Genomic DNA, 19586 nt, shown 5'->3' with positions numbered 1-19586 from the left:
TACGTGCCCGCGGAAAGCGAAGTGGATTTTTACGATTTGAGAAGCCAAAATTCTGATAGGTGTCTATCCTATAGTGCCAGTCACTCAAACAATCCGCCAGAAAGCGCAGCGGATTTTTAAGACATAGAAATAAGGGTATTATGCTGATATAGAAGAATTATGAATTGTCCAGTGATTTTTATTACTGGCAATGCATTTTGCCGACATTGCTGTATTCTCCTCGTCACTGTATTGCTACCTACTTTTTCACCAAACTATCCCTTTAAATTTTCGTATCCTCCATTTTTTTAGATTAAATTAATGATTCATTAACATAATAAGTAATGGGCGGCATAAACTATTTAGTAAAGGAGAATGACTCATATGAGAAAATATATATATAATGTTGTCATTATATTATTTGTTTTACAAATGAGTCATGTGCAAGTATTCGCAAATTATGAACAACAAAATATAGCAACGGCTAATTCAATAGAAACATTACAACAGCAAATTCAGAATGAAGTGATGCAATTGTCTACTGAATTTGATATTCGATACACTGGTAATATATCTGACTTAAAAGACCAACTAACAGAGCTTATCAAACATGCCATTACAGATCCATATATTTACGCTAATATTTCTAGTTTCAAATGGAAATATGATGGCTATGCAAATAATATTGTCATTCAATTTCAGTTTACCTATCATATCTCACAGGAAGAGGAGGCATTTGTCGAGCAAACTTTGACAACTATTGTTGCATCTATGCATGGATTAAGCAAACTGGAGAAAATACAGGCTGCACATGATTATATCGTCTTAACTTCTGAGTATTCAAAGGATAGTGAAGGAAGTCAGTATTCCCCATACACGTTGCTTACTGAAAACAAGGGTGTATGTCAGGCCTATGCTTTAGTACTATATCGGATGTTAGAGATGCTAGACTTTGAAGTACAATATGTACCAGGTAAAGTGGGAGAACAATTGCATGCATGGGTATTAGTGAAGCTTGATAATGAGTGGTACCATATTGATGTTACATGGGATGATCCATTGCCTGATCATAAGGGCGAGGTACGCTATAACTATTTTCTCGTTTCTGATAAGCAATTAGCGCAAGATCATACATGGGATTATGCAAGTTTTCCGGCGGCAACAAGTGAGAAATATGCTGATTGGCAGCAAATAACTAAAGTTGAGGTTCTTACGAAACCTTTAACAAATTATTTTAACTATAATAGAGGGCTAGCTATGCTAGAAGAAAATACACTTCATATAAAACAATTAGTAGAACCATCTCCTCTGTTATTCAATCAGGACCAAAATAACAGCAAGTCTGTTCAAATAGTTTTCGATGAACAAAATGAAAAATTCATTTTACAGAGAAGTTTTACGATTCGTCCAATCTTTGTGAATATAAAGACGAATGCTAAAGTTGAACAAAAGAAGCTCATCAGCGTTGACAGAACTGAAAAGAGAATGCCACAAGAAAAATTCGTCATAATAAAGGAGGTGTCCCCTTTGCTTGGGGCACCTCCTTCTTCATATTAACAAGTAATTTTTTTTATTATTTATGCTCATTAAGTGCTTTCTCTAATGTTTGCATATTTTTCTTCATCAATGTAAAGTACGTTTCATTATTTTTTACATCATCGCTTGTTAACACACTTAAATTATGCAGTACAAGTGATTGAGCACCAACTTCTTTTTGAATGACTTCTGCTAATTTAGAAGAAACATTTTGCTCGAATAAAATGTAATGAATATTTAAGTCATTTGCTTTATCGACGATAGCTGTTAGTTCTTTTTGAGATGGTTCATTTTGTGAGTTTAAGCCTGCAATTGGGACTTGTGTTAAACCATATTGTCCAGCGATGTAGCCAAATGCTGCATGTGACACAAAAAATGTCTTGTCTTGAGTTGCATCTGCCATCGCTTTGTATTCACTGTCTAAATCTTGTAGCTCTTTTACTAGAGCTTCATAATTTGCTGTAAATGTAGCTTCTTGTGCAGGCATTTTTTCAACTAATGTATTTTTAATAGATAGAGCTAAATCTTGACTAATAATAGGCGAGAGCCATACGTGTGGATCGACACTACCATGATCATGTGCTTCATGCTCATCATGGTGATCTTCCTCAGTTGCATCATGTTCATGGTCATCATGGTGATCTTCCTCAGTTGCATCATGTTCATGGTCATGATCAGCTTCATCTTCTTCGTCATGCGAATGGCCAGTGCTAACCGCTAATTTTTCATCGGAAATTTGAGCTGCAGTTGCAACCATTGTAACGCCTTCATTGGCTAACGTTTTTTTAGCATTTTCAACAAAGCCCTCTAGCCCTAAGCCGATGTAAAAAAATATATTCGCATCTGCTAATTTCATCATATCTTTTTGTGTTGGCTCAAATGTATGCTCGTTTGAACCAGGAGGGTAAATAGAAGACACCTCTACAAAATCGCCACCAATTCGCTCTGTAAAGTAGCTCAATGGATAGACAGTTGTATATACGGACAACTTGTCTTTATTGTCCGCCGTCTGTTTCGATGTAGATGATTTATCACCGCAGGCAGCTGTAAATAATGCTAGCACAGTAATTAAGAAAAATAGAAATACTTTTTTCATATTATAGATACCTCTTTCAAATAGTAATCATTACGATTTATTTTTTTGACAGTTTCTATAATAACGCACATCAGAAAAAAGTACAAGAAAAAATGACCTCCGAAAATTAATTCTTTTTCGAAGGCCATTTTTCAGGCACAGGATCAAAGCCACCAGGATGAAGTGGTTGGCATTTTAAGATACGTATTACGGTTAATATTAGACCTTTAATAGCACCGTGCTTTTGAAAAGCTTCTAGTCCATATGAAGAACATGTTGGATAGAAGCGGCACGTTGGTGGCGTCATAGGTGAGATGAATTTTCTGTAAAACTGAATGAGCCATATAAAGGGATATTTCATGCTTGACCATCCTTGTGATGTGTATTTGATTGCTCAGGCTTAGCATCAATTGTTTGTGTAAAAAAGTCGCCTTTTTTCTTGAGAATGACAATGACGGAGACTCCAAACATTAGCATCATCATGGCGATCATAATTATTATTGGTAATGGCACACCCATTGTTTTCACTCCAATTTCTATTCGTTATTGTAATTATTAAAGATGATCTTAAGATTGTGTCTTTAACTTGTTTGGTTAGGTTCAAACCCAAGTTAAGGCGCTGCAACTGCCAACAGATTTTTATAAAAGTTTTCCGAGCAGGCCGTAAAAAAATCTGACGCAATTACGTAGTGGCGTAATTGATTATTCATCGTGTTGGTGAAAACTTTGTTTAGGCTTTTCATCTACCGTATGCTTAAAGGCATAAGCACGATTAACACTTACAATGGTAGCAATTGTAACTAAAACAACGATAATGATTGCTACCGTTAAGAGCGAGATTAAACTCATTGCATTCACTCCGTTCTTGTTCATTATACCTATTATAAAATAGATGCTCTAGTTTAGTTGTGAAGGAAGTTTGACATTCCAGCGAATAAAACACTCTGTTTACCACCATACTATGGAAAAAGGGGTGTTATAAATGGATCGTCAACGTGTATATTTTTCACTTGCCCATAAAACATATTATACAAATCCATATGAGGGTCAATGGAATTTTGAGCTCAACGTAGATCGACAAGCATTGGATGTTTTCGAAAAAATATTTCAACAAATGCAACTATTAGAAATTGCGAACGGGTGGCGTGCCCAATTGCCTTATTTGCAATATCATTTGGACAGAGAAAATGACGAATTAGATTTACGGTTAAAGAAAATTTACGCACTCATTCACGAATATGGGGATGACGATACAAAGGAATTTGTAGAACAGCTTCCATATTTCAATAAACGTGTCTAGCTTTTTGTGCTAGACATTTTTTTATGTTGAATATTTTATTATAGGAAAAGTGATTGGATAATGATTTCTATAAAAATAATGGCAAGTGTACCTAGACCGACTATAGCTAATTTTATTTGAATGTTGTTTTCAAGGGTAGTTATTTTACAAACAGAGCAGCTTAACGCAACTCTAGAAGGGTTTACCATTGTCATTAATGATGAACTAACATTTTGGATACAAGCGAGTAAAGTGGGAGAAGCTCCAATCTGTACCGCAGTTTCTGTTTGTAATCGAATAAACATCGTATTTGAAGCTGTATTACTACCAGTTAAAAAACCTCCCGTAGCGCCAATTAAAGGTGTAATGAATATAAAAAGTGACCCAAAAGAATTTGCAGCTGTTAAAGATAATAGCTGAATCATCTTTGCCTCAGACATCATTTCTGAAACAACAATATATAAAAAAGTAGTAAGCAAAACTGGGTAACATTTATTGATTGTTAATTTGATGCTATCGATTATTGATGTTTTGTTTAAACGGAATAGTATACATGTAAAAAGACAAACAATGAAGAGAAAAAATCCAGGCGAATATAAAAAAGATAATTGAAAATGATAAGACTTTATCGTTACGGTAAATAGGTGCGTTAAAAAATCTTTAATGGGTGGAATGGTTCTTGAAGCGAACAATAAAACGATTAACAGTAAATATGGAGAAATATTTTTTAAGAATGCATTAGAACGATGCTGATTGCTCCCATTGTGTAAAGTAATCATAATAAAAATTGTTGTGATAACTGTTAAAGAGCCAACTAAACCTGCAAGCTCCACACTGATGAAACGATTACAAATCCACACACTTAAACCTAATAGCAATCCAATCCATAGTATTTGCAATTGTTTTTTTTTCATTGCTTTTTTTCCCACCCCAATATAAGTAACTAAAAAGGCGAAATAAATATAAATAGGGATACACATAAGGGCACTACCGACACCTAAATCTTTTAAGGGAATGTTTCCTAATGATGCACCAATAATGGTGCCCATCGCTAACGTACCCCAAGGAATTATACATAAACTAATTAATGCAATGAGGGAAGATTGGATAGCATTAAATTCTAAAGCTATTAAAATAGGTGCAATAACAATTACCGCTAAGCCAAAGCCGCTAACAGATTCAATTAAAGGTGAAAGCCCTAAAGCCAATAACAATACTTGATATGTTTTGTCAACGGTAGAGGTGGCGATGGCAGAAGCTATTTTTTGTATCGCTCCTGATTTCTCCATTAAATGAAATAATAAAATCCCAAAAAATAAAATATAAATAACTGGCACTGTTGTTAGGAAACTTTTGATGAAAGGTATAGGAAGTAACTCGACGCTGGTGTGAAAGACAGGAGAAATAGCGATAACGGTTGTAAGTATGCAAGCGACAGTGCCTGTAAAAATAGAAGATTTTTTTAAAATGAATATCATAAATAAAATACTAGCTAAAGGTAATAGTGCTAAAACGATTTTTATCATTGGACAACACTCCTATGAATTATTTATTTACTTTAGTATATTTTATTTTCACTAAAGTGTAAATATGTGCTTTGGTCATTTTATCTTTATTGAGGGAACCATCTTATAAGTTGATTGTTGTAGATCATGTGCAATATCATAGTAGAAGGACAATATCTGAAATAAAATTTCACTATAGTAAAAATAATAGTAGGACGAACAAATAAGGATAAGATATTTTAGACTGCATAATGAAGTAGTGAGGGGAGCTTTTATAATGGGATTTGGAAAGCATGTAAATGCTATTAGAAAAAAAAATAAGATGACATTACAGGAGCTTTCAGTCGTAAGTAACGTGAGTGCCTCGATGCTATCTCAAATTGAAAGAGAAGAAAAAAATCCAACGATTCAAGTAGCTTGTCAAATAGCGGAGGCATTAAATACAACGCTTTCTGCTTTGTTAGATCAACAGAAAAAAAGGGATATTGTAGTCATAAGAAAGGATGAACGCCCAATATATGTCGACGAAAAGTCTGGGTTTCAACGACATTTATTATCACCTTCCGTTCCGTCTAGAGGCATTGAGTTTGTCTTAAATATCATTCCAGCCAATAGAGAATCTGGTGTATTTCCTGCACATAAATCAGGAGTGACAGAGTATATTTTTGTTAAAAGCGGGATGTTACGTGTTGAATTAGAACGTGGCGCTTTTTATGAAGAATTAGAAGCAGGGGATTCCTTCTTTTTTGAAGCGGATACAGAGCATCGATTTATCAATATGACGAATGAAGAATGTCACTATTTCCTTGTAATTGATTCCTCACAGTATATGAAATAATAGGTCATCAGAACGTAATGAATACATTCGTTACAATATAATAATAGGAGTGGAATGGAATGTTTTCATTTACAGATTTAAATGGATTTCAAGTTGATTTAAGCTTTACAAGAGGTGAGTTTGAAGTTGAGCCGAAACATGTACTCATCTTTTTAAAGCATAAAAATAAATGGTTATGCACAATTCATAAGCGTCGTGGCGTTGAAGTACCAGGCGGTAAGGTAGAACCTGGCGAAACATTAGAACAAGCTGCTGTTAGAGAAGTATTTGAAGAAACAGGTGTACATGTAAAAAATCTTCGTTGGTTTGCAGAATACGCTGTCCATGGAGAACTATTGTTTTGTAAAACAGTCTTCACGGCGCAATATGTAAGTCAGGAGAAGGTAGCGTTTGACTTGGAGACATCAGGTATGGTTTGGCTAACAGATGAAGAGTTTGTAAGTCACCAAAATTTAAGCTTTCATATGAAAGACGAAGGCATGCAAAAAATGCTAGAGGAGTTGAAGCGCTATGACGATCAATGGTGAAATAGTTGAAAAACGTCCATACCCTTCACCGAATCCAGCTATTCGCTTATCGGAAATTACTTATTTATCACTTGGATTACGGGTTAAAGGCTTGCTAGCAGAGCCTAAGGCAGAAGGTACATACGATGGGTTTTTATATTTACGTGGAGGAATGCAAAGCATCGGCATGGTGAGACCAGCACGTGTTGCCCAGTTTGCCGCACAAGGTTTTATCGTTTTTGCCCCTTACTATCGAGGGAATAGAGGGGGAGAAGGTCGTGATGAATTTGCAGGTCAGGATCGTTATGATGCAGTGCATGGGGTAGATGTGCTAAAGCAATTTTGCAATGATAATATTCATGTGTTTGGCTTTTCACGTGGAGGTATTATGGCGCTGTGGACGGCAATTTTACGTAAGGATATTACTTCAGTTGTTACGTGGGCAGGTGTTTCTGATGCGACAGCTACTTATTGGGAGCGGACGGATATGCGTCGTATGATGAAACGCGTAATAGGAGGGACACCTAATCGTGTACCAGAGGCTTATGATGCACGTACACCTTTATTTGAAGTTGAACATATTACAGCACCGGTGCTAATTATTCACGGCTATCGTGATGAAAATGTTGATATTGAACATGCAAGGCAATTAGCATTTTACTTAGAGGATGCCAATAAGACGTATGAAACGTGGTATAATCATCGATTTGCACATCAATATCCACCTGCTCAAAATCGTGAAACTGTGCGCGCTTTGTGCGAATGGATGAAGAAACAGTGATATTCTAGCAAAGGGACATGTTAAATTGTGTGAGTGACTGGCACTTATAAATCATAAAAATCCACTGTACTTTCCATGGGCAAATGGTAAGCCGCAACCGTCGCTAATCGCGCCGTTTATTGCGTCTTACGCTACTTGTGTTGCCATAGGAGTGTTCGTGGATTTTTATTATGTTAGTTATAAAATATAGGGCTAGAATAGTAAATTGTGTGAGTGACTGGCACCGATTATTTTACGTAGGTGCTTAAAAATGATTGAATTGTTTCCCAATATTTTGCTCCTGCTACATTTTCAGCTCTACCGTGACCTGCACCTTCAACAAGTAGTTTTTCTTTAGGCACATTGGCTGCTTCATAGACTTCATTTAGCATTGAAGAAGGGACGAATGTGTCGTTACTGCCGTGGATAAATAGCATCGGTGTTTGTGATTTTGCAACTTGTTTGACCGTATCAGCTTCACCAAGTGTATAGTCAGCTTTTAATTTCGTTACGGCTGAAGCAAAATACATAATAGGGAAGGCTGGTAAGTGGAAGATCTCTTTTAGCTGATAAGAAAATTCACCCCAAACAGAAGAATAGCCACAATCCTCGATGATTGCCTTAACGTTTGTAGGTAATTCTTCACCAGATGCCATCATTACTGTGGCGCCTCCCATCGAAACACCAAAAAGGACGATTTCTGCATCGTTATTTAATTGGACCGTATTGTCAATCCATGACACGACATCTAAGCGATCATGCCAGCCCATTCCGATATAGTCTCCTTCACTTTTACCATGACCTCTTGCATCAGGAATAAGGACATTATAGCCCATGTCATAGAAGTGTTTTGCATACTTGGTCATCTGTAATCCATCACTTGAATATCCATGAAAAATAATTGCCCATTTATTTGATTCATTTTGATTTTTAATGGAATAGGCATGTAGTTTTAGTTGATCTATGGATTGAATCGTTGTTTCTTCGTAATGGCTGTTAAACCATGTTTCACGAGCCTCTTTCTCTCTCACTTCATTCGGATTAGAAGCAATTAAATTATGTGGTGCATCAAGAACGGCTGATTTATCAGATTGTGGATTTAACGCCAAGTTGTAAAAGTAATTGCCTGCAATAAATCCAGCTCCAATAAATAACACAAATAATGAGACGATGATGCCAACTAGTATTTTGTATTTTTTTTTCATATGTATCCTCCAATACTATCCAAAATATAAAAATTTGAAGAGTATTTTTTATGGAAATGGGTATAAAAAAGGGAACGAATAAATCGTTCCCTTAGTCGCATTATTATTTTAATGGACCACCAAGTTTAGTGATTGCTTCAGAAACATTTGAGAATTTCTTGAAGTTGTCATTGAATAGACCTGCAAGTTCAGCAGCTTTTACATCATAAGCAGCTTTGTCTGCCCATGCATCGCGTGGGTTAAGCACTTCTGAAGGTACACCTTCAACTGCTGTAGGAATGTGTAAGCCAAATACAGCATCTTGAGTCGTTTCAACGTTGTTTAGTTTACCATCGATTGCAGCACGTACCATTGTACGAGTGTAAGAAAGCTTCATACGGCTACCTGTACCGTATTCGCCACCAGTCCAGCCAGTGTTTACTAAGAATACTTGTGCGCCATGCTCATCGATTTTTTGACCTAACATTTCAGCATAAACAGTTGCTGGAAGTGGAAGGAATGGAGAACCGAAACATGTAGAGAATACTGGTTCTGGCTCTGTTACACCACGTTCAGTACCTGCAAGTTTAGATGTGAAACCACTTAGGAAGTGATACATTGCTTGTTCTTTTGTTAATTTACTGATTGGAGGTAATACACCAAATGCGTCAGCAGTTAAGAAGACGATTGTTTTTGGATGACCTGCAACAGATGGATCAACAATATTTTCGATATATTGGATTGGGTAAGCAACACGTGTATTTTCTGTTAATGAAACATCATCGTAGTCACAAACACGAGTTTCAGGATCTACAGCTACGTTTTCTAGTACAGAACCGAAGCGGATTGCGTTATAGATTTCAGGTTCTTTTTCAGCAGAAAGGTTAATTGTTTTTGCATAGCAACCACCTTCAATATTGAATACACCGTTGTCAGACCAGCCGTGCTCATCGTCACCGATTAATTTGCGGTCAGGGTCAGCTGATAAAGTTGTTTTACCAGTACCTGATAAACCAAAGAATAATGCAACGTCGCCAGCTTCACCAACGTTTGCTGAACAGTGCATTGATAGGATGCCTTGTTGTGGTAATAGGTAGTTCATAATACCGAAAATAGATTTTTTCATTTCACCAGCATATTCAGTACCACCGATTAGGATGATTTTCTTTTCAAGTGATACAATAATGAATGTTTCAGAAGATGTACCATCGATAGCTGGATCCGCTTTAAAGTTAGGAGCTGAGATAACTGTGAAGTCAGCAACATGAGAAGCTAATTCTTCTTGTGTTGGACGGATAAATAATTGATGGGCGAAAAGATTATGCCAAGCATATTCATTGATTACTTGGATGCTTAATTGTGAATCTTTGTCAGCACCAGCAAAACCGTTGAATACGAATAATTCGTCACGTTCTTTTAAGTATTTAACTACTTTTACATATAAGTTATCGAACACTTCCGAAGAAATTGGTTGGTTTACTTTACCCCAGTCAATTTTATCTTTTGTGCTTTCTTCTTCTACCGTATATTTATCTTTAGGTGAACGACCAGTGTATTTGCCAGTTTCTGCACGAACTGCGCCATCTACTGTTAACATAGCCTCACCACGAGATGTAGCTTTTTCCGCTAATTGTGGTACTGAAAGTTGAACGTTAATGTTCCCGCCGTTTAATAATTCCTTCAGTTCGTTTGCAATTTCTACTGAATTCATCGATTAAATACCATCCTTTTTTATAGTATTCCCTTGAGTTTGAGGGAGTTTTTCTTAATTTCAAAAATAGTATAACACAATTGCTTTAATAATCTATACTAATTCAAAAATTATTTTCGTGTTTTAAATAACTTTCAACAAAAAGTCATAAAATAATTGACAACGTTCGACCTTTTACGTAAGATGAGGAATTGAACGGATACTCTTATCCCGAGCTGGTGGAGGGTCAGGCCCTGTGAAACCCGGCAACCTGCATGAACTATTTCACGACATGCGCTGGTGCCAACCTGATGCAAGGGGAAAACCCTTGAACGATAAGAGTGAAAGGTTACGAAGTCATTATTCCTTTCCTCATGTAAAGTACGTGAGAAAAGGATTTTTTTTATTTTCATAATGAATGTAAAGGTAAGTATATACAATTCTTTCCTTATTATAATGACGGATCTTTCGAAATCCTCATGTTAAAAGCAACAACGGCTTGAAAGTTCTATCCTTCAGGAGCGAACTTGACATGGGTAATGAGTACCGTATTAATTTCGCAAATGCTATTTGTAAGAGTAATAGGAGGAAAATCAAATGACAAACCGTCGATTGTTTACATCAGAGAGTGTAACAGAAGGACATCCCGACAAAATTTGTGATCAAATTTCGGATGCCATTTTAGATGCCATTTTAAAAGAAGATCCAAATGCACGTGTAGCGTGTGAAACAACTGTAACAACAGGATTAGTATTAGTAGCAGGAGAAATCACGACTTCTACTTATGTAGATATTAAAGGTATCGTGCGTGATACGGTAGCAGAAATTGGCTATACACGCGGCAAATATGGCTTTGATGCTGAAAACTTAGCAGTACTAGTAGCAATTGGTGAACAATCACCAGATATTGCTCAAGGTGTAGACCAAGCATTAGAAGCGCGTGAAGGTTCTATGACTGACGCAGATATTGAAGCTATTGGTGCAGGTGACCAAGGATTAATGTTCGGTTACGCTTGTAACGAAACACCCGAGTTAATGCCTTTACCAATTAGTTTAGCGCATAAATTAGCTCGTCGTTTAACAGAAGTACGTAAATCAGGTGAGCTAGCATATTTACGTCCGGACGGTAAAACACAGGTGACAATTGAGTATGATGAACACAACATCCCAGTTCGTGTCGATACTATTGTTATTTCAACACAGCATGACGAAGAAGCGTCGCTTGAGCAAATTCAATCAGACTTAAAAGAGTTAGTAATAGCACCAGTAGTACCTAGTGAGTTATTAGATGCTCAAACGAAATATTTCATCAACCCAACAGGTCGTTTTGTTATTGGTGGACCTAAAGGAGATGCTGGACTTACTGGACGTAAAATCATCGTTGATACATACGGTGGCTATGCACGTCATGGTGGTGGTGCATTCTCTGGTAAGGATGCTACAAAAGTAGACCGTTCAGCTGCATATGCTGCTCGTTATGTGGCAAAAAATATCGTTGCTGCAGGTTTAGCAGAACGTGCTGAAGTCCAACTTGCTTATGCCATTGGTGTAGCACAACCAGTATCAATCGCAGTAGATACATTTGGTACAGGAAAAGTAAGCGAAAGCGAAATCGTAAAGTGGGTTCGCGAACTATTTGATTTACGTCCAGCAGGCATCATTAAAATGCTAGATCTACGTCGCCCAATTTACAAACAAACGGCTGCTTATGGTCACTTCGGTCGTACAGATTTAAATGTGCCTTGGGAAAATACGGACAAGGCTGATGCATTAAGAGAAAAAGCTAGTCTATAAGCTATTTTATAAAGAGCATTCGTATATGTGGTAAACATACGCAAATGTTTTATTGAAGGGGGCTACTTAATGGCCCCTTTCTAACTTGCTTCAGCATTCATACCCCACTTCTAAAGGTTGGATTTGAATGCTGAAGCAAGTTAAAGGCCCCGGCGGATGTCATAGATTTTCTAAGGAGCTTTTAGAGCAGACTGTAAAAAATCTGGACGCAATTATGCCTAGGCGTAATTGATTGCAAAAAAATTCGCGTCTTTCCGTTTACCTTGGAAGGATATCGCGAATTTATTTTTTATCCTATATAACTTTGTTTCTTACTAGAGCACTTACACCTATATCGTAGCCCGCGTATTTTTAGGGCATCCATTATTTTTGAAGAGATTTGTAATATTGACCTTTTTCTGCGTATTCTCTAACAATACGTTCCATGTCTTCTTTATCTTCAGCATTTAATTCACGTACAACTTTTGCTGGACGACCTAATGCTAAGCAATTAGGAGGAATGACTTTACCTGGAGGTACAAGACTACCCGCACCAATAAATGCACCTTCTCCTATCTCTGCCCCATCCAACACGATTGATCCCATACCTATTAATGCATTTTTTCGAATTGTACAGCTATGTAAAGTTACTTGGTGTCCAACTGTTACTTCATCTTCGATTATTAATGGATATTTTGGACTTTGATGTAGACAGCAAAGATCTTGGATACTTACTCGTTTACCAATTATTGTTGGTGATACATCGCCTCGAATAACTGTATTAAACCAAATAGTTGTCTCGGCACCAATCGTTACGTCACCAGTAACGGTTGCATAGTCAGCTATAAATACTGATGGATCGATATTAGGTGTTTTGTCTTTAAACGGATAAATCATGCTAAACGCCTCTTTTCTTTCTTTGATGTAGTATTATCGTATCAAATGCGCAATTTTATGCAAATATAATTTTATTATGACGTGAATATTTCGTTATAATCATTGTGTAACTATTTATTTAGGAGGACTATGTGAATGTGGAAATGGGAAGCTGATGGACAAGCGAAGGCTGTGATTGCTATTGTTCACGGTGCTTACGAAAATCACCGTTGGTACGCATGGCTTATTGAAAAACTCAGAATGGAAGGCTTCCACGTAGTCATGGGGGATTTACCGAATCATGGGGCAAATGCGAAACTCTCACGTGTCCATGATGAGGACTTTAAAGAGTACAACAAATATACAAGGCATTTAATTGAAAATGCTTTTTCATATGATTTGCCAGTGTTTTTAATGGGACATGGACTAGGAGCAACGTTAATCCTTCATACAATGCATAAGAGAAAATATGAGTGTGCAGGAATTATTTTGACATCACCTTGGCTGCATTTAAAATTACAGCCTGGCAAGTTATCAAATGCATTAACTAGCTTAAGTGCTTTAACGGCAAGCGTTAAAATGACACACGATATCTCTTTTGACAAATTAACGAGAAGTGTCGAAGGCAGAGATGAAATGAAGGACGAGTTTCCTTTTAAGTCCGTCATCTCAGTAAAGTGGTATCGTGAATTACAGCAAATGATGCGCAATTTAGCGGTCATGCCAAAAGCAGAGTTTCCGAACACGCCTATGCTTATTATGACTGGGGAAAGGGATAGTATCACGGAAACTAGACAAACACGCAATTGGCTACATCAGCAGGAGTTTGCTGAATTCCAATTTAAAGAATGGGCAAAATGCTACCATAATCTATTCCATGAAATAGAGCGTGAAGAGATTTTTGTCTATATCCGAGATTTTGTTAATAATGCCTTGCGTAGAATTGGATATATAATTCGATAGAATGTTTCCCCTCCGAAAAAATATTGTTGAATAAGATGTATAGTAACTTAAAAATAATGTTGTAATTTTCAGAAAAATGTAATACTATAATGTCTTAAAGTAAGAATATTCATATTTTGGGAGGGGTAAAATGGAAGGTATTGTAAGTTTTCTGAACAGTATTTTATGGGGACCGTGGTTTATTTATGGTATTTTATTGATCGGTTTATTCTTTTCAATTATTACACGGTTCCTACAAGTAAGACTCATTAAGGATATGTTCGTCTTAATGTTTAAAGGAGAGAAATCGGAAAAGGGAATTTCTTCTTTCCAGGCAATGTCGATTGCATTATCAGGGCGTGTTGGTACAGGTAATATTGCTGGTACGGCAACTGCAATCGCAATGGGGGGGCCTGGTGCAATTTTTTGGATGTGGGCAATTGCCTTCATCGGTGCGGCGACGGCTTATGTTGAGTCGACATTAGCACAAATATATAAAGAAGAGAAGGATACAGAATACCGTGGTGGTCCAGCCTTTTATATTGAAAAGGGAATGGGGCAAAAATGGTTTGCAGTAATTTTTGCGATTGCGGCGTTAATCGCAATGTTAATATTAATGCCAGGCGTTCAATCGAATGCAATTTCTGTTGCTGTTGAAAACGCTTTCGGTATGGAATCTTGGATTACAGGAATAATTATTGTCGTACTATTAGGTGCAATTATTTTCGGTGGGGTTAAATCGATTGCAAATGTAGCACAGGTAGTTGTACCGTTCATGGCTTTAGCTTATATTCTAATGGCAATAGTTATTATTTTTATGAATATTTCTCAAGTGCCTGCTGTATTTTCTTTAATTTTCTCAAGTGCTTTTGGTGCACAAGAAGTATTTGGGGGTATTATTGGTTCAGCAATCGCTTGGGGTGTTAAGCGTGGTATTTATTCAAACGAAGCTGGTCAAGGAACTGGAGCGCACCCAGCTGCAGCAGCAGAAGTTTCACACCCTGCTAAACAAGGTATTGTACAAGCAGCATCTGTGTACATTGATACATTATTAGTGTGTTCAGCTACTGCATTTATGATTTTATTTACAGGTATGTACAATGTCCAGAATGAAAAGGCTGCTGAGGGTACTGATCCGTTTATTTACGTCGGAGAATTCAATCAAAACGGTCTTACAGGAGACGAACAAATCACATTTGCGAAAAGTATTAAAGAAGGTGCTGCGTATACACAATATGCAGTGGAATCTTCATTGCCTGGTATTGGTTCAGAATTTGTAGCAATTGCTTTATTCTTCTTTGCATTTACAACAATCATGGCGTACTACTATATAGCTGAAACGAATGTGGCCTACCTATTCACTGGGCAAACCGAAAAGATTTTCATTTGGATAGCAAAGATTGCCTTTTTGATCGCAACATTTTATGGAACAATTCGTACATCTGACCTTGCGTGGGCAATGGGAGATGTTGGTTTAGGTTTAATGGTATGGATCAATGTTATTGCCATCTTAATTATTATGAAACCTGCGATTCTAGCATTAAAAGATTACGAGAAACAGAAAAAAGAAGGGAAAGACCCTGTTTTTGATCCTCGTAAACTAGGAATTAAAGGTGCAGATTTCTGGATTGAATACAATGATAAACGAAAAAATAAATAATGTATAAAAACGGTCCTCTCATTATGAGAGGACTTTTTTAGTTTAACTAGTTGATAGCCGCTTCGGGCGGGGACGCTTTTTTGCGGTGCGGTCTGTTGCGTCTTCCGTTTGTGCGTTTTGAGCAGGAGTCATCGCACTCCACTCCAATCAACTCGTATAATTGTTTGAGTGCCTGGCACCAAACTTCAGCTCTAATCAATTGAGCAAGTTGTTAGGGAAATTTCAATTTTGGTGAAAATCAAAGGAATAAAAAAATGATAAAAGTATCAAGAGTTAACTGTTTAATGCCTTTTATCTAAGATTTTGTTGAATAAGTAGAATCCTATCATATAAGACATCTAGCTAAAATTATATAGAAACAGTTTTTTGTATATGAAAAAGTATTTCATCATAATTCTTTGTGATTCTGAGAAAGGAAAAAGCCCGAAATTTCAAGTTCGGGCTTTAGTATAAGGGTTAATTGGTAGGTATGTCTTTCATTTTTTCTAGGGCAATGACAAATGGTGGATCGTTTTGTTGGTTTAGAAATTCGTATTTTAATACATGGACATATTTTTGTGGTAGATGACTGACAAATTCAATTATAGCGTCACGTTCTTCCTTGCCACCTGGATGGCCATGGTAGATGACAAGTACAATTAAGCCTCCAATTTTAAGGAGTTGTAGTAAATCTTTAATCGCTTGAATAGTTGTATTTGGTTTTGTCACGATATCATGGTCACTACCAGGTAAGTAGCCAAGATTAAAAATGGCAGCAGTAACTGGCTTTTGCACATGTTTGTTAATATTTTCATGCCCAGTATGTAACACTAGGGCACGGTGCTCTAACGTGTTGTCTAGCAGACGATGCAATGTAGCGTCAACAGCGCTTTTTTGCACATCAAATGCATAAACTTGTCCGTTATCGCCAACAAGCTGTGCTAAAAATAATGTATCATGGCCGTTTCCTGCCGTGGCATCTACAACTGTATCGCCTTCTTGTATCGAGTCTACTAATAATTGCTGTGCATATTGTAAGACTCGTTGAAGCTTCATTTTGTGACCTCAGCATTATAAAATTTACCTTGCCAACTGCCACGACGTTCTAACTCTGCATCAATCCCATTCAGTACTTCCCACTTATTGACACTCCACATCGGTCCAATCATTAAATCAATTGGTCCGTCACCTGTTATACGATGAATAACCATATGTGGTGGCAGTATTTCTAACTGATCGGCTACTAGTTTTGTATAAACATCTTGGTCTAAAAATTCTAGCATGCCTTTTTCATATTGTTTTACCATTGGTGTCCCTTTTAATAGGTGAAGTAAATGGATTTTTATGCCTTGGACATCGAGCTTTGCAACTGCGCGTGCAGTTTCCATCATCATGTCATAGTCTTCTAGTGGAAGACCATTTATAATATGTGAACATACGCGAATTCCATGTTTACGAAGTTTTTCAACACCTTCTACATATGTTGCATAGTCATGTGCACGATTAATAAGATTTGCTGTTTTTTCATGAACTGTTTGAAGTCCGAGTTCAATCCATAAATAAGTGCGTTTGTTTAGTTCTGCCAAATATTCTACAACATCATCTGGAAGGCAGTCTGGACGCGTTGCAATTGAAAGTCCTACTACTCCTTCTTGCGCTAATGCTGCCTCAAATTTTTCCTTTAAGACAGGAAGCGGTGCATGTGTATTTGTATATGCTTGGAAGTAAGCCATATACTTACCATCTTTCCATTTTTGATGCATTTTGTCACGGATTTCTGCGAACTGCACATCAATCGGGTCTACTTTATTACCCGCAAAGTCTCCTGACCCTGCAGCACTGCAAAATGTACAACCCCCAAATGCAACAGTACCGTCACGGTTCGGGCAATCAAAACCTGCATCGAGCGCTACTTTAAATACTTTGTGACCGAACTGATCACGTAAATATCGATTCCATGTATAGTATCTTTTCCCCTCTGTAGGAAAAGGAAAGTTTATTTCTGTCATGTATTTCACTCCTCTAACGTTATATTTTATCATGTGCGTAAGGTTCCGTCATGGATAAGAATTTTATTATGTAGGAATGGTTGAGATGCAAGTTTATTCATTTAAATAAACAATGTGATTTATTGTCCAGAGGGAAGAACGCATGTCTGCTATAGCGAAAGTACATTGAAGAAGAAAGTCTATTGAAATAAGGAATATTTTATGAAGAAAAGGTAAATTTATTTTCCTTGTACTTTTTTATTTTTCAGCATAAACTAGCTATTTAGAGATACGAAATAATGGAGGTCAAGACTATGCCAAAAAGTGTTTGGTTTTTAATTATCGGTATGCTTGTGAACACGACGGGCAACTCTTTTTTATGGCCTTTAAATGCCATTTATATGCATGACTACTTAGGAAAGACACTTGCAATGGCTGGCTTTATTTTAATGTTGAATTCGGCTGCAGGTGTGTTAGGGAATCTTTTAGGTGGATTTTTATTTGATAGAATTGGTGGCTACAAATCTATTATGCTAGGTATTCTTTTAACAGTTGCCTCGTTAGTCGGCTTAACGATTTGGCATGGTTGGCCTCATTATGTGTGGTTCTTAACCGTCCTTGGATTTAGTGGAGGCATCGTATTTCCAGGAATGTTTGCACTAGCAGGAGCTGCTTGGCCTGAAGGCGGACGTAAAGCGTTTAATGCGATTTATTTAGCACAAAATGTAGGTGTAGCTGTTGGTCCGGCATTAGCTGGAATTGTGGCAGATTATCAATTTGATTATGTCTTTGTCGTCAATTTAGCAATGTATATTATATTTTTCTTCATAGCATTGATTACATTTAGAGGAATAGATTCAGAAAGTATTGCACTGAAAAATGTAGTAAGTGAGAGTAAACGCATTACAAATAAAGCACCATTTTATGCGTTATTAATTTTAAGCACGTCTTCCGTATTGTGCTGGCTTGCTTATTCACAATGGAGTGCGACGATTTCTTCGTATACCCAAGATTTAGGTTTAGGATTAAAGCAATATAGTTTACTTTGGACTATTAATGGACTTCTAATAGTGGTTGGGCAGCCGTTAATCGCTCCGCTTGTCAGACGCTGGGAACATCAAATAAAACGACAACTAGTATTTGGTATTACGCTTATAGCAGCTTCATTTGGAATTATAGCATTTGCTGAAGATTTTAAAATGTTTGCAGCTGCAATGGTTGTATTAACATTTGGAGAAATGTTTTATACACCAGCGTTACCTACAATCGCGAATCAGCTTGCACCAAAAGGGCGCGAGGGTTTCTACCAAGGAATTATCAATAGTGCGGCTACAGCAGGCCGTATGATAGGTCCATTGTTCGGCGGCATAATGGTTGATCAGTTTGGTATGATTGCACTCGTTTCTATTTTAGTGATCATTGTATTAATAGGTATTTTCCCATGCCTTGTGTATGACCGACCGTTGCTTTTGAGTGACAGGCACAGAAACAATTCTGAAAATTAAAGACGATTTATATTAAAGCGAATGCAAATCATTCGCTTTTTTTATGTTTTGGATTGAAATCGACCTTGTAAAACGATACAATCATACATATTCAAATATTTGAATATGTAAATATAATAATGGGGGGATTAACGTGGAAGAAGGCTTACAACAGTTTAAAGCCGATTTTTTTAAAGCTTTAGCACACCCGTTACGAATTAGAATTCTTGAATTATTGGTAGATGGTAAGAAAAGTGTTAATGAGATTCAAAGTTGCCTTGAAAAAGAGGGTTCAGCAGTTTCACAGCAGCTAAGTGTATTAAGGGCGAAAAATATTGTTTATGGCACGAAAGAAGGAAAAAAAGTTTACTATTCTTTGAGTGATCCGATGATTGTTGAGTTGCTGCGTGTTGCTAAAGACATTTTTAACAACCATTTAATTCATACAATTTCAAGATTAGAAGAAATGACCGTCAGTGAAAATGATGAAGAAATGATGTAAGGCCATAAGTTCATTTCCCCCTTAGAAAAC

The 19586-nt window shown here is 36.9% G+C and carries 20 protein-coding genes and 1 riboswitch; of the genes, 10 read left to right on the top strand and 10 right to left on the bottom strand.

All coding sequences use genetic code 11. The features are described 5' to 3' along the window. The first annotated feature begins 363 nt into the window (after positions 1–363). Positions 364–1536: a transglutaminase domain-containing protein gene (locus ACIP9C_RS05540; RefSeq protein ID WP_401009144.1), complete on the top strand. Its 1173-nt coding sequence runs from the start codon at positions 364–366 to the stop codon at positions 1534–1536. A 16-nt stretch (positions 1537–1552) separates the two neighbouring features. On the opposite strand, the gene ACIP9C_RS05535 is transcribed toward ACIP9C_RS05540, so the two are convergent. The 4 genes from ACIP9C_RS05535 to ytzI form a co-directional block, all read right to left on the bottom strand. After that, a complete protein-coding gene (locus ACIP9C_RS05535; protein WP_401009143.1) occupies positions 1553–2611 on the bottom strand; it encodes a metal ABC transporter solute-binding protein, Zn/Mn family in 1059 nt (352 codons plus the stop codon). 106 nt (positions 2612–2717) lie between these two features. After that, a complete protein-coding gene (gene yidD, locus ACIP9C_RS05530) occupies positions 2718–2951 on the bottom strand; it encodes a membrane protein insertion efficiency factor YidD (RefSeq protein ID WP_340822904.1) in 234 nt (77 codons plus the stop codon). Further along, entirely contained in the window at positions 2948–3109 is a 162-nt protein-coding gene (locus tag ACIP9C_RS05525; RefSeq protein ID WP_401009142.1) for a hypothetical protein, read from the bottom strand. Before ACIP9C_RS05525 ends, yidD begins: the two co-directional genes overlap by 4 nt. Positions 3110–3292: 183 nt before the next feature. Continuing rightward, positions 3293–3439, bottom strand: coding sequence for a YtzI protein (gene ytzI, locus ACIP9C_RS05520; RefSeq protein ID WP_401009141.1), 147 nt, complete (start codon positions 3437–3439; stop codon positions 3293–3295). Positions 3440–3572: 133 nt separating this feature from the next. On the opposite strand from ytzI, the gene ACIP9C_RS05515 reads away from it, so the two are divergent. Then, entirely contained in the window at positions 3573–3890 is a 318-nt protein-coding gene (locus ACIP9C_RS05515) for a transposase (protein ID WP_401009140.1), read from the top strand. A 38-nt stretch (positions 3891–3928) separates the two neighbouring features. On the opposite strand, the gene ACIP9C_RS05510 is transcribed toward ACIP9C_RS05515, so the two are convergent. Then, positions 3929–5395 (bottom strand): L-lactate permease, encoded by a 1467-nt coding sequence (locus ACIP9C_RS05510; RefSeq protein ID WP_401009139.1) that lies wholly within the window; start codon positions 5393–5395, stop codon positions 3929–3931. A 256-nt stretch (positions 5396–5651) separates the two neighbouring features. Between ACIP9C_RS05510 and ACIP9C_RS05505 the strand changes: the two genes are divergently transcribed. From ACIP9C_RS05505 to ACIP9C_RS05495, 3 genes are read left to right on the top strand one after another with little or no spacing between them, the layout of a single operon-like run. Beyond that, positions 5652–6212 (top strand): helix-turn-helix domain-containing protein, encoded by a 561-nt coding sequence (locus ACIP9C_RS05505; RefSeq protein ID WP_401009138.1) that lies wholly within the window; start codon positions 5652–5654, stop codon positions 6210–6212. Between the two features lie 59 nt (positions 6213–6271). Next, positions 6272–6739 (top strand): NUDIX domain-containing protein, encoded by a 468-nt coding sequence (locus tag ACIP9C_RS05500; protein ID WP_401009137.1) that lies wholly within the window; start codon positions 6272–6274, stop codon positions 6737–6739. Next, entirely contained in the window at positions 6723–7499 is a 777-nt protein-coding gene (locus ACIP9C_RS05495; protein ID WP_401009136.1) for an alpha/beta hydrolase family protein, read from the top strand. Before ACIP9C_RS05500 ends, ACIP9C_RS05495 begins: the two co-directional genes overlap by 17 nt. A 227-nt stretch (positions 7500–7726) precedes the next feature. On the opposite strand, the gene ACIP9C_RS05490 is transcribed toward ACIP9C_RS05495, so the two are convergent. Both ACIP9C_RS05490 and pckA read right to left on the bottom strand, forming a co-directional pair. Then, the gene (locus tag ACIP9C_RS05490; RefSeq protein WP_401009135.1) at positions 7727–8683 is read right to left on the bottom strand and encodes an alpha/beta hydrolase; all 957 of its coding nucleotides are present in this window, start codon (positions 8681–8683) and stop codon (positions 7727–7729) included. A 103-nt stretch (positions 8684–8786) separates the two neighbouring features. Continuing rightward, positions 8787–10373: a phosphoenolpyruvate carboxykinase (ATP) gene (gene pckA / locus ACIP9C_RS05485; RefSeq protein WP_401009134.1), complete on the bottom strand. Its 1587-nt coding sequence runs from the start codon at positions 10371–10373 to the stop codon at positions 8787–8789. 202 nt (positions 10374–10575) lie between these two features. Then, positions 10576–10694: riboswitch (SAM riboswitch) on the top strand. A gap of 255 nt (positions 10695–10949) precedes the next feature. Here pckA and metK point away from each other — a divergent pair. Further along, the gene (metK, locus tag ACIP9C_RS05480) at positions 10950–12146 is read left to right on the top strand and encodes a methionine adenosyltransferase (protein ID WP_401009133.1); all 1197 of its coding nucleotides are present in this window, start codon (positions 10950–10952) and stop codon (positions 12144–12146) included. 363 nt (positions 12147–12509) lie between these two features. On the opposite strand, the gene ACIP9C_RS05475 is transcribed toward metK, so the two are convergent. Then, positions 12510–13022, bottom strand: coding sequence for a gamma carbonic anhydrase (locus ACIP9C_RS05475; protein ID WP_139860748.1), 513 nt, complete (start codon positions 13020–13022; stop codon positions 12510–12512). Positions 13023–13157: 135 nt separating this feature from the next. On the opposite strand from ACIP9C_RS05475, the gene ACIP9C_RS05470 reads away from it, so the two are divergent. Both ACIP9C_RS05470 and ACIP9C_RS05465 read left to right on the top strand, forming a co-directional pair. Next, positions 13158–13964, top strand: a complete 807-nt coding sequence (locus tag ACIP9C_RS05470) for an alpha/beta hydrolase (protein WP_340822920.1) — start codon at positions 13158–13160, stop codon at positions 13962–13964. 130 nt (positions 13965–14094) lie between these two features. Further along, complete coding sequence (locus tag ACIP9C_RS05465) at positions 14095–15603, top strand: alanine/glycine:cation symporter family protein (RefSeq protein ID WP_401009132.1); 1509 nt, start codon at positions 14095–14097, stop codon at positions 15601–15603. A gap of 456 nt (positions 15604–16059) precedes the next feature. On the opposite strand, the gene mnmM is transcribed toward ACIP9C_RS05465, so the two are convergent. Both mnmM and mnmL read right to left on the bottom strand, forming a co-directional pair. Further along, positions 16060–16638 carry a tRNA 5-(aminomethyl)-2-thiouridylate-methyltransferase MnmM gene (gene mnmM / locus ACIP9C_RS05460; RefSeq protein ID WP_401009131.1) on the bottom strand — a complete coding sequence of 193 codons (579 nt, stop codon included), beginning with the start codon at positions 16636–16638 and terminating at the stop codon, positions 16060–16062. Then, positions 16635–17591: a tRNA modification radical SAM protein MnmL/YtqA gene (gene mnmL / locus ACIP9C_RS05455; protein WP_401009130.1), complete on the bottom strand. Its 957-nt coding sequence runs from the start codon at positions 17589–17591 to the stop codon at positions 16635–16637. Before mnmL ends, mnmM begins: the two co-directional genes overlap by 4 nt. A 293-nt stretch (positions 17592–17884) precedes the next feature. Here mnmL and ACIP9C_RS05450 point away from each other — a divergent pair, with 293 nt between their 5' ends. Together ACIP9C_RS05450 and ACIP9C_RS05445 are read left to right on the top strand one after the other, a co-directional pair. Then, positions 17885–19075, top strand: coding sequence for an MDR family MFS transporter (locus ACIP9C_RS05450; protein WP_401009129.1), 1191 nt, complete (start codon positions 17885–17887; stop codon positions 19073–19075). 133 nt (positions 19076–19208) lie between these two features. After that, entirely contained in the window at positions 19209–19556 is a 348-nt protein-coding gene (locus ACIP9C_RS05445) for an ArsR/SmtB family transcription factor (RefSeq protein ID WP_340822926.1), read from the top strand. The last annotated feature ends 30 nt before the right edge of the window (positions 19557–19586 follow it).

The sequence above is a fragment of the Lysinibacillus sp. NPDC093210 genome (genome assembly GCF_044753985.1).
Taxonomy (GTDB): Bacteria; Bacillota; Bacilli; order Bacillales_A; family Planococcaceae; genus Lysinibacillus.
This window is presented reverse-complemented; position numbering and strand designations above follow the sequence as displayed.

Coding starts and splice junctions, on each gene's coding strand:
- ACIP9C_RS05540 (WP_401009144.1), top strand. CDS start 364: ATGAGAAAATATATATATAATGTTGTCATTATATTATTTGTTTTACAA.
- ACIP9C_RS05535 (WP_401009143.1), bottom strand. CDS start 2,611: ATGAAAAAAGTATTTCTATTTTTCTTAATTACTGTGCTAGCATTATTT.
- yidD (WP_340822904.1), bottom strand. CDS start 2,951: ATGAAATATCCCTTTATATGGCTCATTCAGTTTTACAGAAAATTCATC.
- ACIP9C_RS05525 (WP_401009142.1), bottom strand. CDS start 3,109: ATGGGTGTGCCATTACCAATAATAATTATGATCGCCATGATGATGCTA.
- ytzI (WP_401009141.1), bottom strand. CDS start 3,439: ATGAGTTTAATCTCGCTCTTAACGGTAGCAATCATTATCGTTGTTTTA.
- ACIP9C_RS05515 (WP_401009140.1), top strand. CDS start 3,573: ATGGATCGTCAACGTGTATATTTTTCACTTGCCCATAAAACATATTAT.
- ACIP9C_RS05510 (WP_401009139.1), bottom strand. CDS start 5,395: ATGATAAAAATCGTTTTAGCACTATTACCTTTAGCTAGTATTTTATTT.
- ACIP9C_RS05505 (WP_401009138.1), top strand. CDS start 5,652: ATGGGATTTGGAAAGCATGTAAATGCTATTAGAAAAAAAAATAAGATG.
- ACIP9C_RS05500 (WP_401009137.1), top strand. CDS start 6,272: ATGTTTTCATTTACAGATTTAAATGGATTTCAAGTTGATTTAAGCTTT.
- ACIP9C_RS05495 (WP_401009136.1), top strand. CDS start 6,723: ATGACGATCAATGGTGAAATAGTTGAAAAACGTCCATACCCTTCACCG.
- ACIP9C_RS05490 (WP_401009135.1), bottom strand. CDS start 8,683: ATGAAAAAAAAATACAAAATACTAGTTGGCATCATCGTCTCATTATTT.
- pckA (WP_401009134.1), bottom strand. CDS start 10,373: ATGAATTCAGTAGAAATTGCAAACGAACTGAAGGAATTATTAAACGGC.
- metK (WP_401009133.1), top strand. CDS start 10,950: ATGACAAACCGTCGATTGTTTACATCAGAGAGTGTAACAGAAGGACAT.
- ACIP9C_RS05475 (WP_139860748.1), bottom strand. CDS start 13,022: ATGATTTATCCGTTTAAAGACAAAACACCTAATATCGATCCATCAGTA.
- ACIP9C_RS05470 (WP_340822920.1), top strand. CDS start 13,158: ATGTGGAAATGGGAAGCTGATGGACAAGCGAAGGCTGTGATTGCTATT.
- ACIP9C_RS05465 (WP_401009132.1), top strand. CDS start 14,095: ATGGAAGGTATTGTAAGTTTTCTGAACAGTATTTTATGGGGACCGTGG.
- mnmM (WP_401009131.1), bottom strand. CDS start 16,638: ATGAAGCTTCAACGAGTCTTACAATATGCACAGCAATTATTAGTAGAC.
- mnmL (WP_401009130.1), bottom strand. CDS start 17,591: ATGACAGAAATAAACTTTCCTTTTCCTACAGAGGGGAAAAGATACTAT.
- ACIP9C_RS05450 (WP_401009129.1), top strand. CDS start 17,885: ATGCCAAAAAGTGTTTGGTTTTTAATTATCGGTATGCTTGTGAACACG.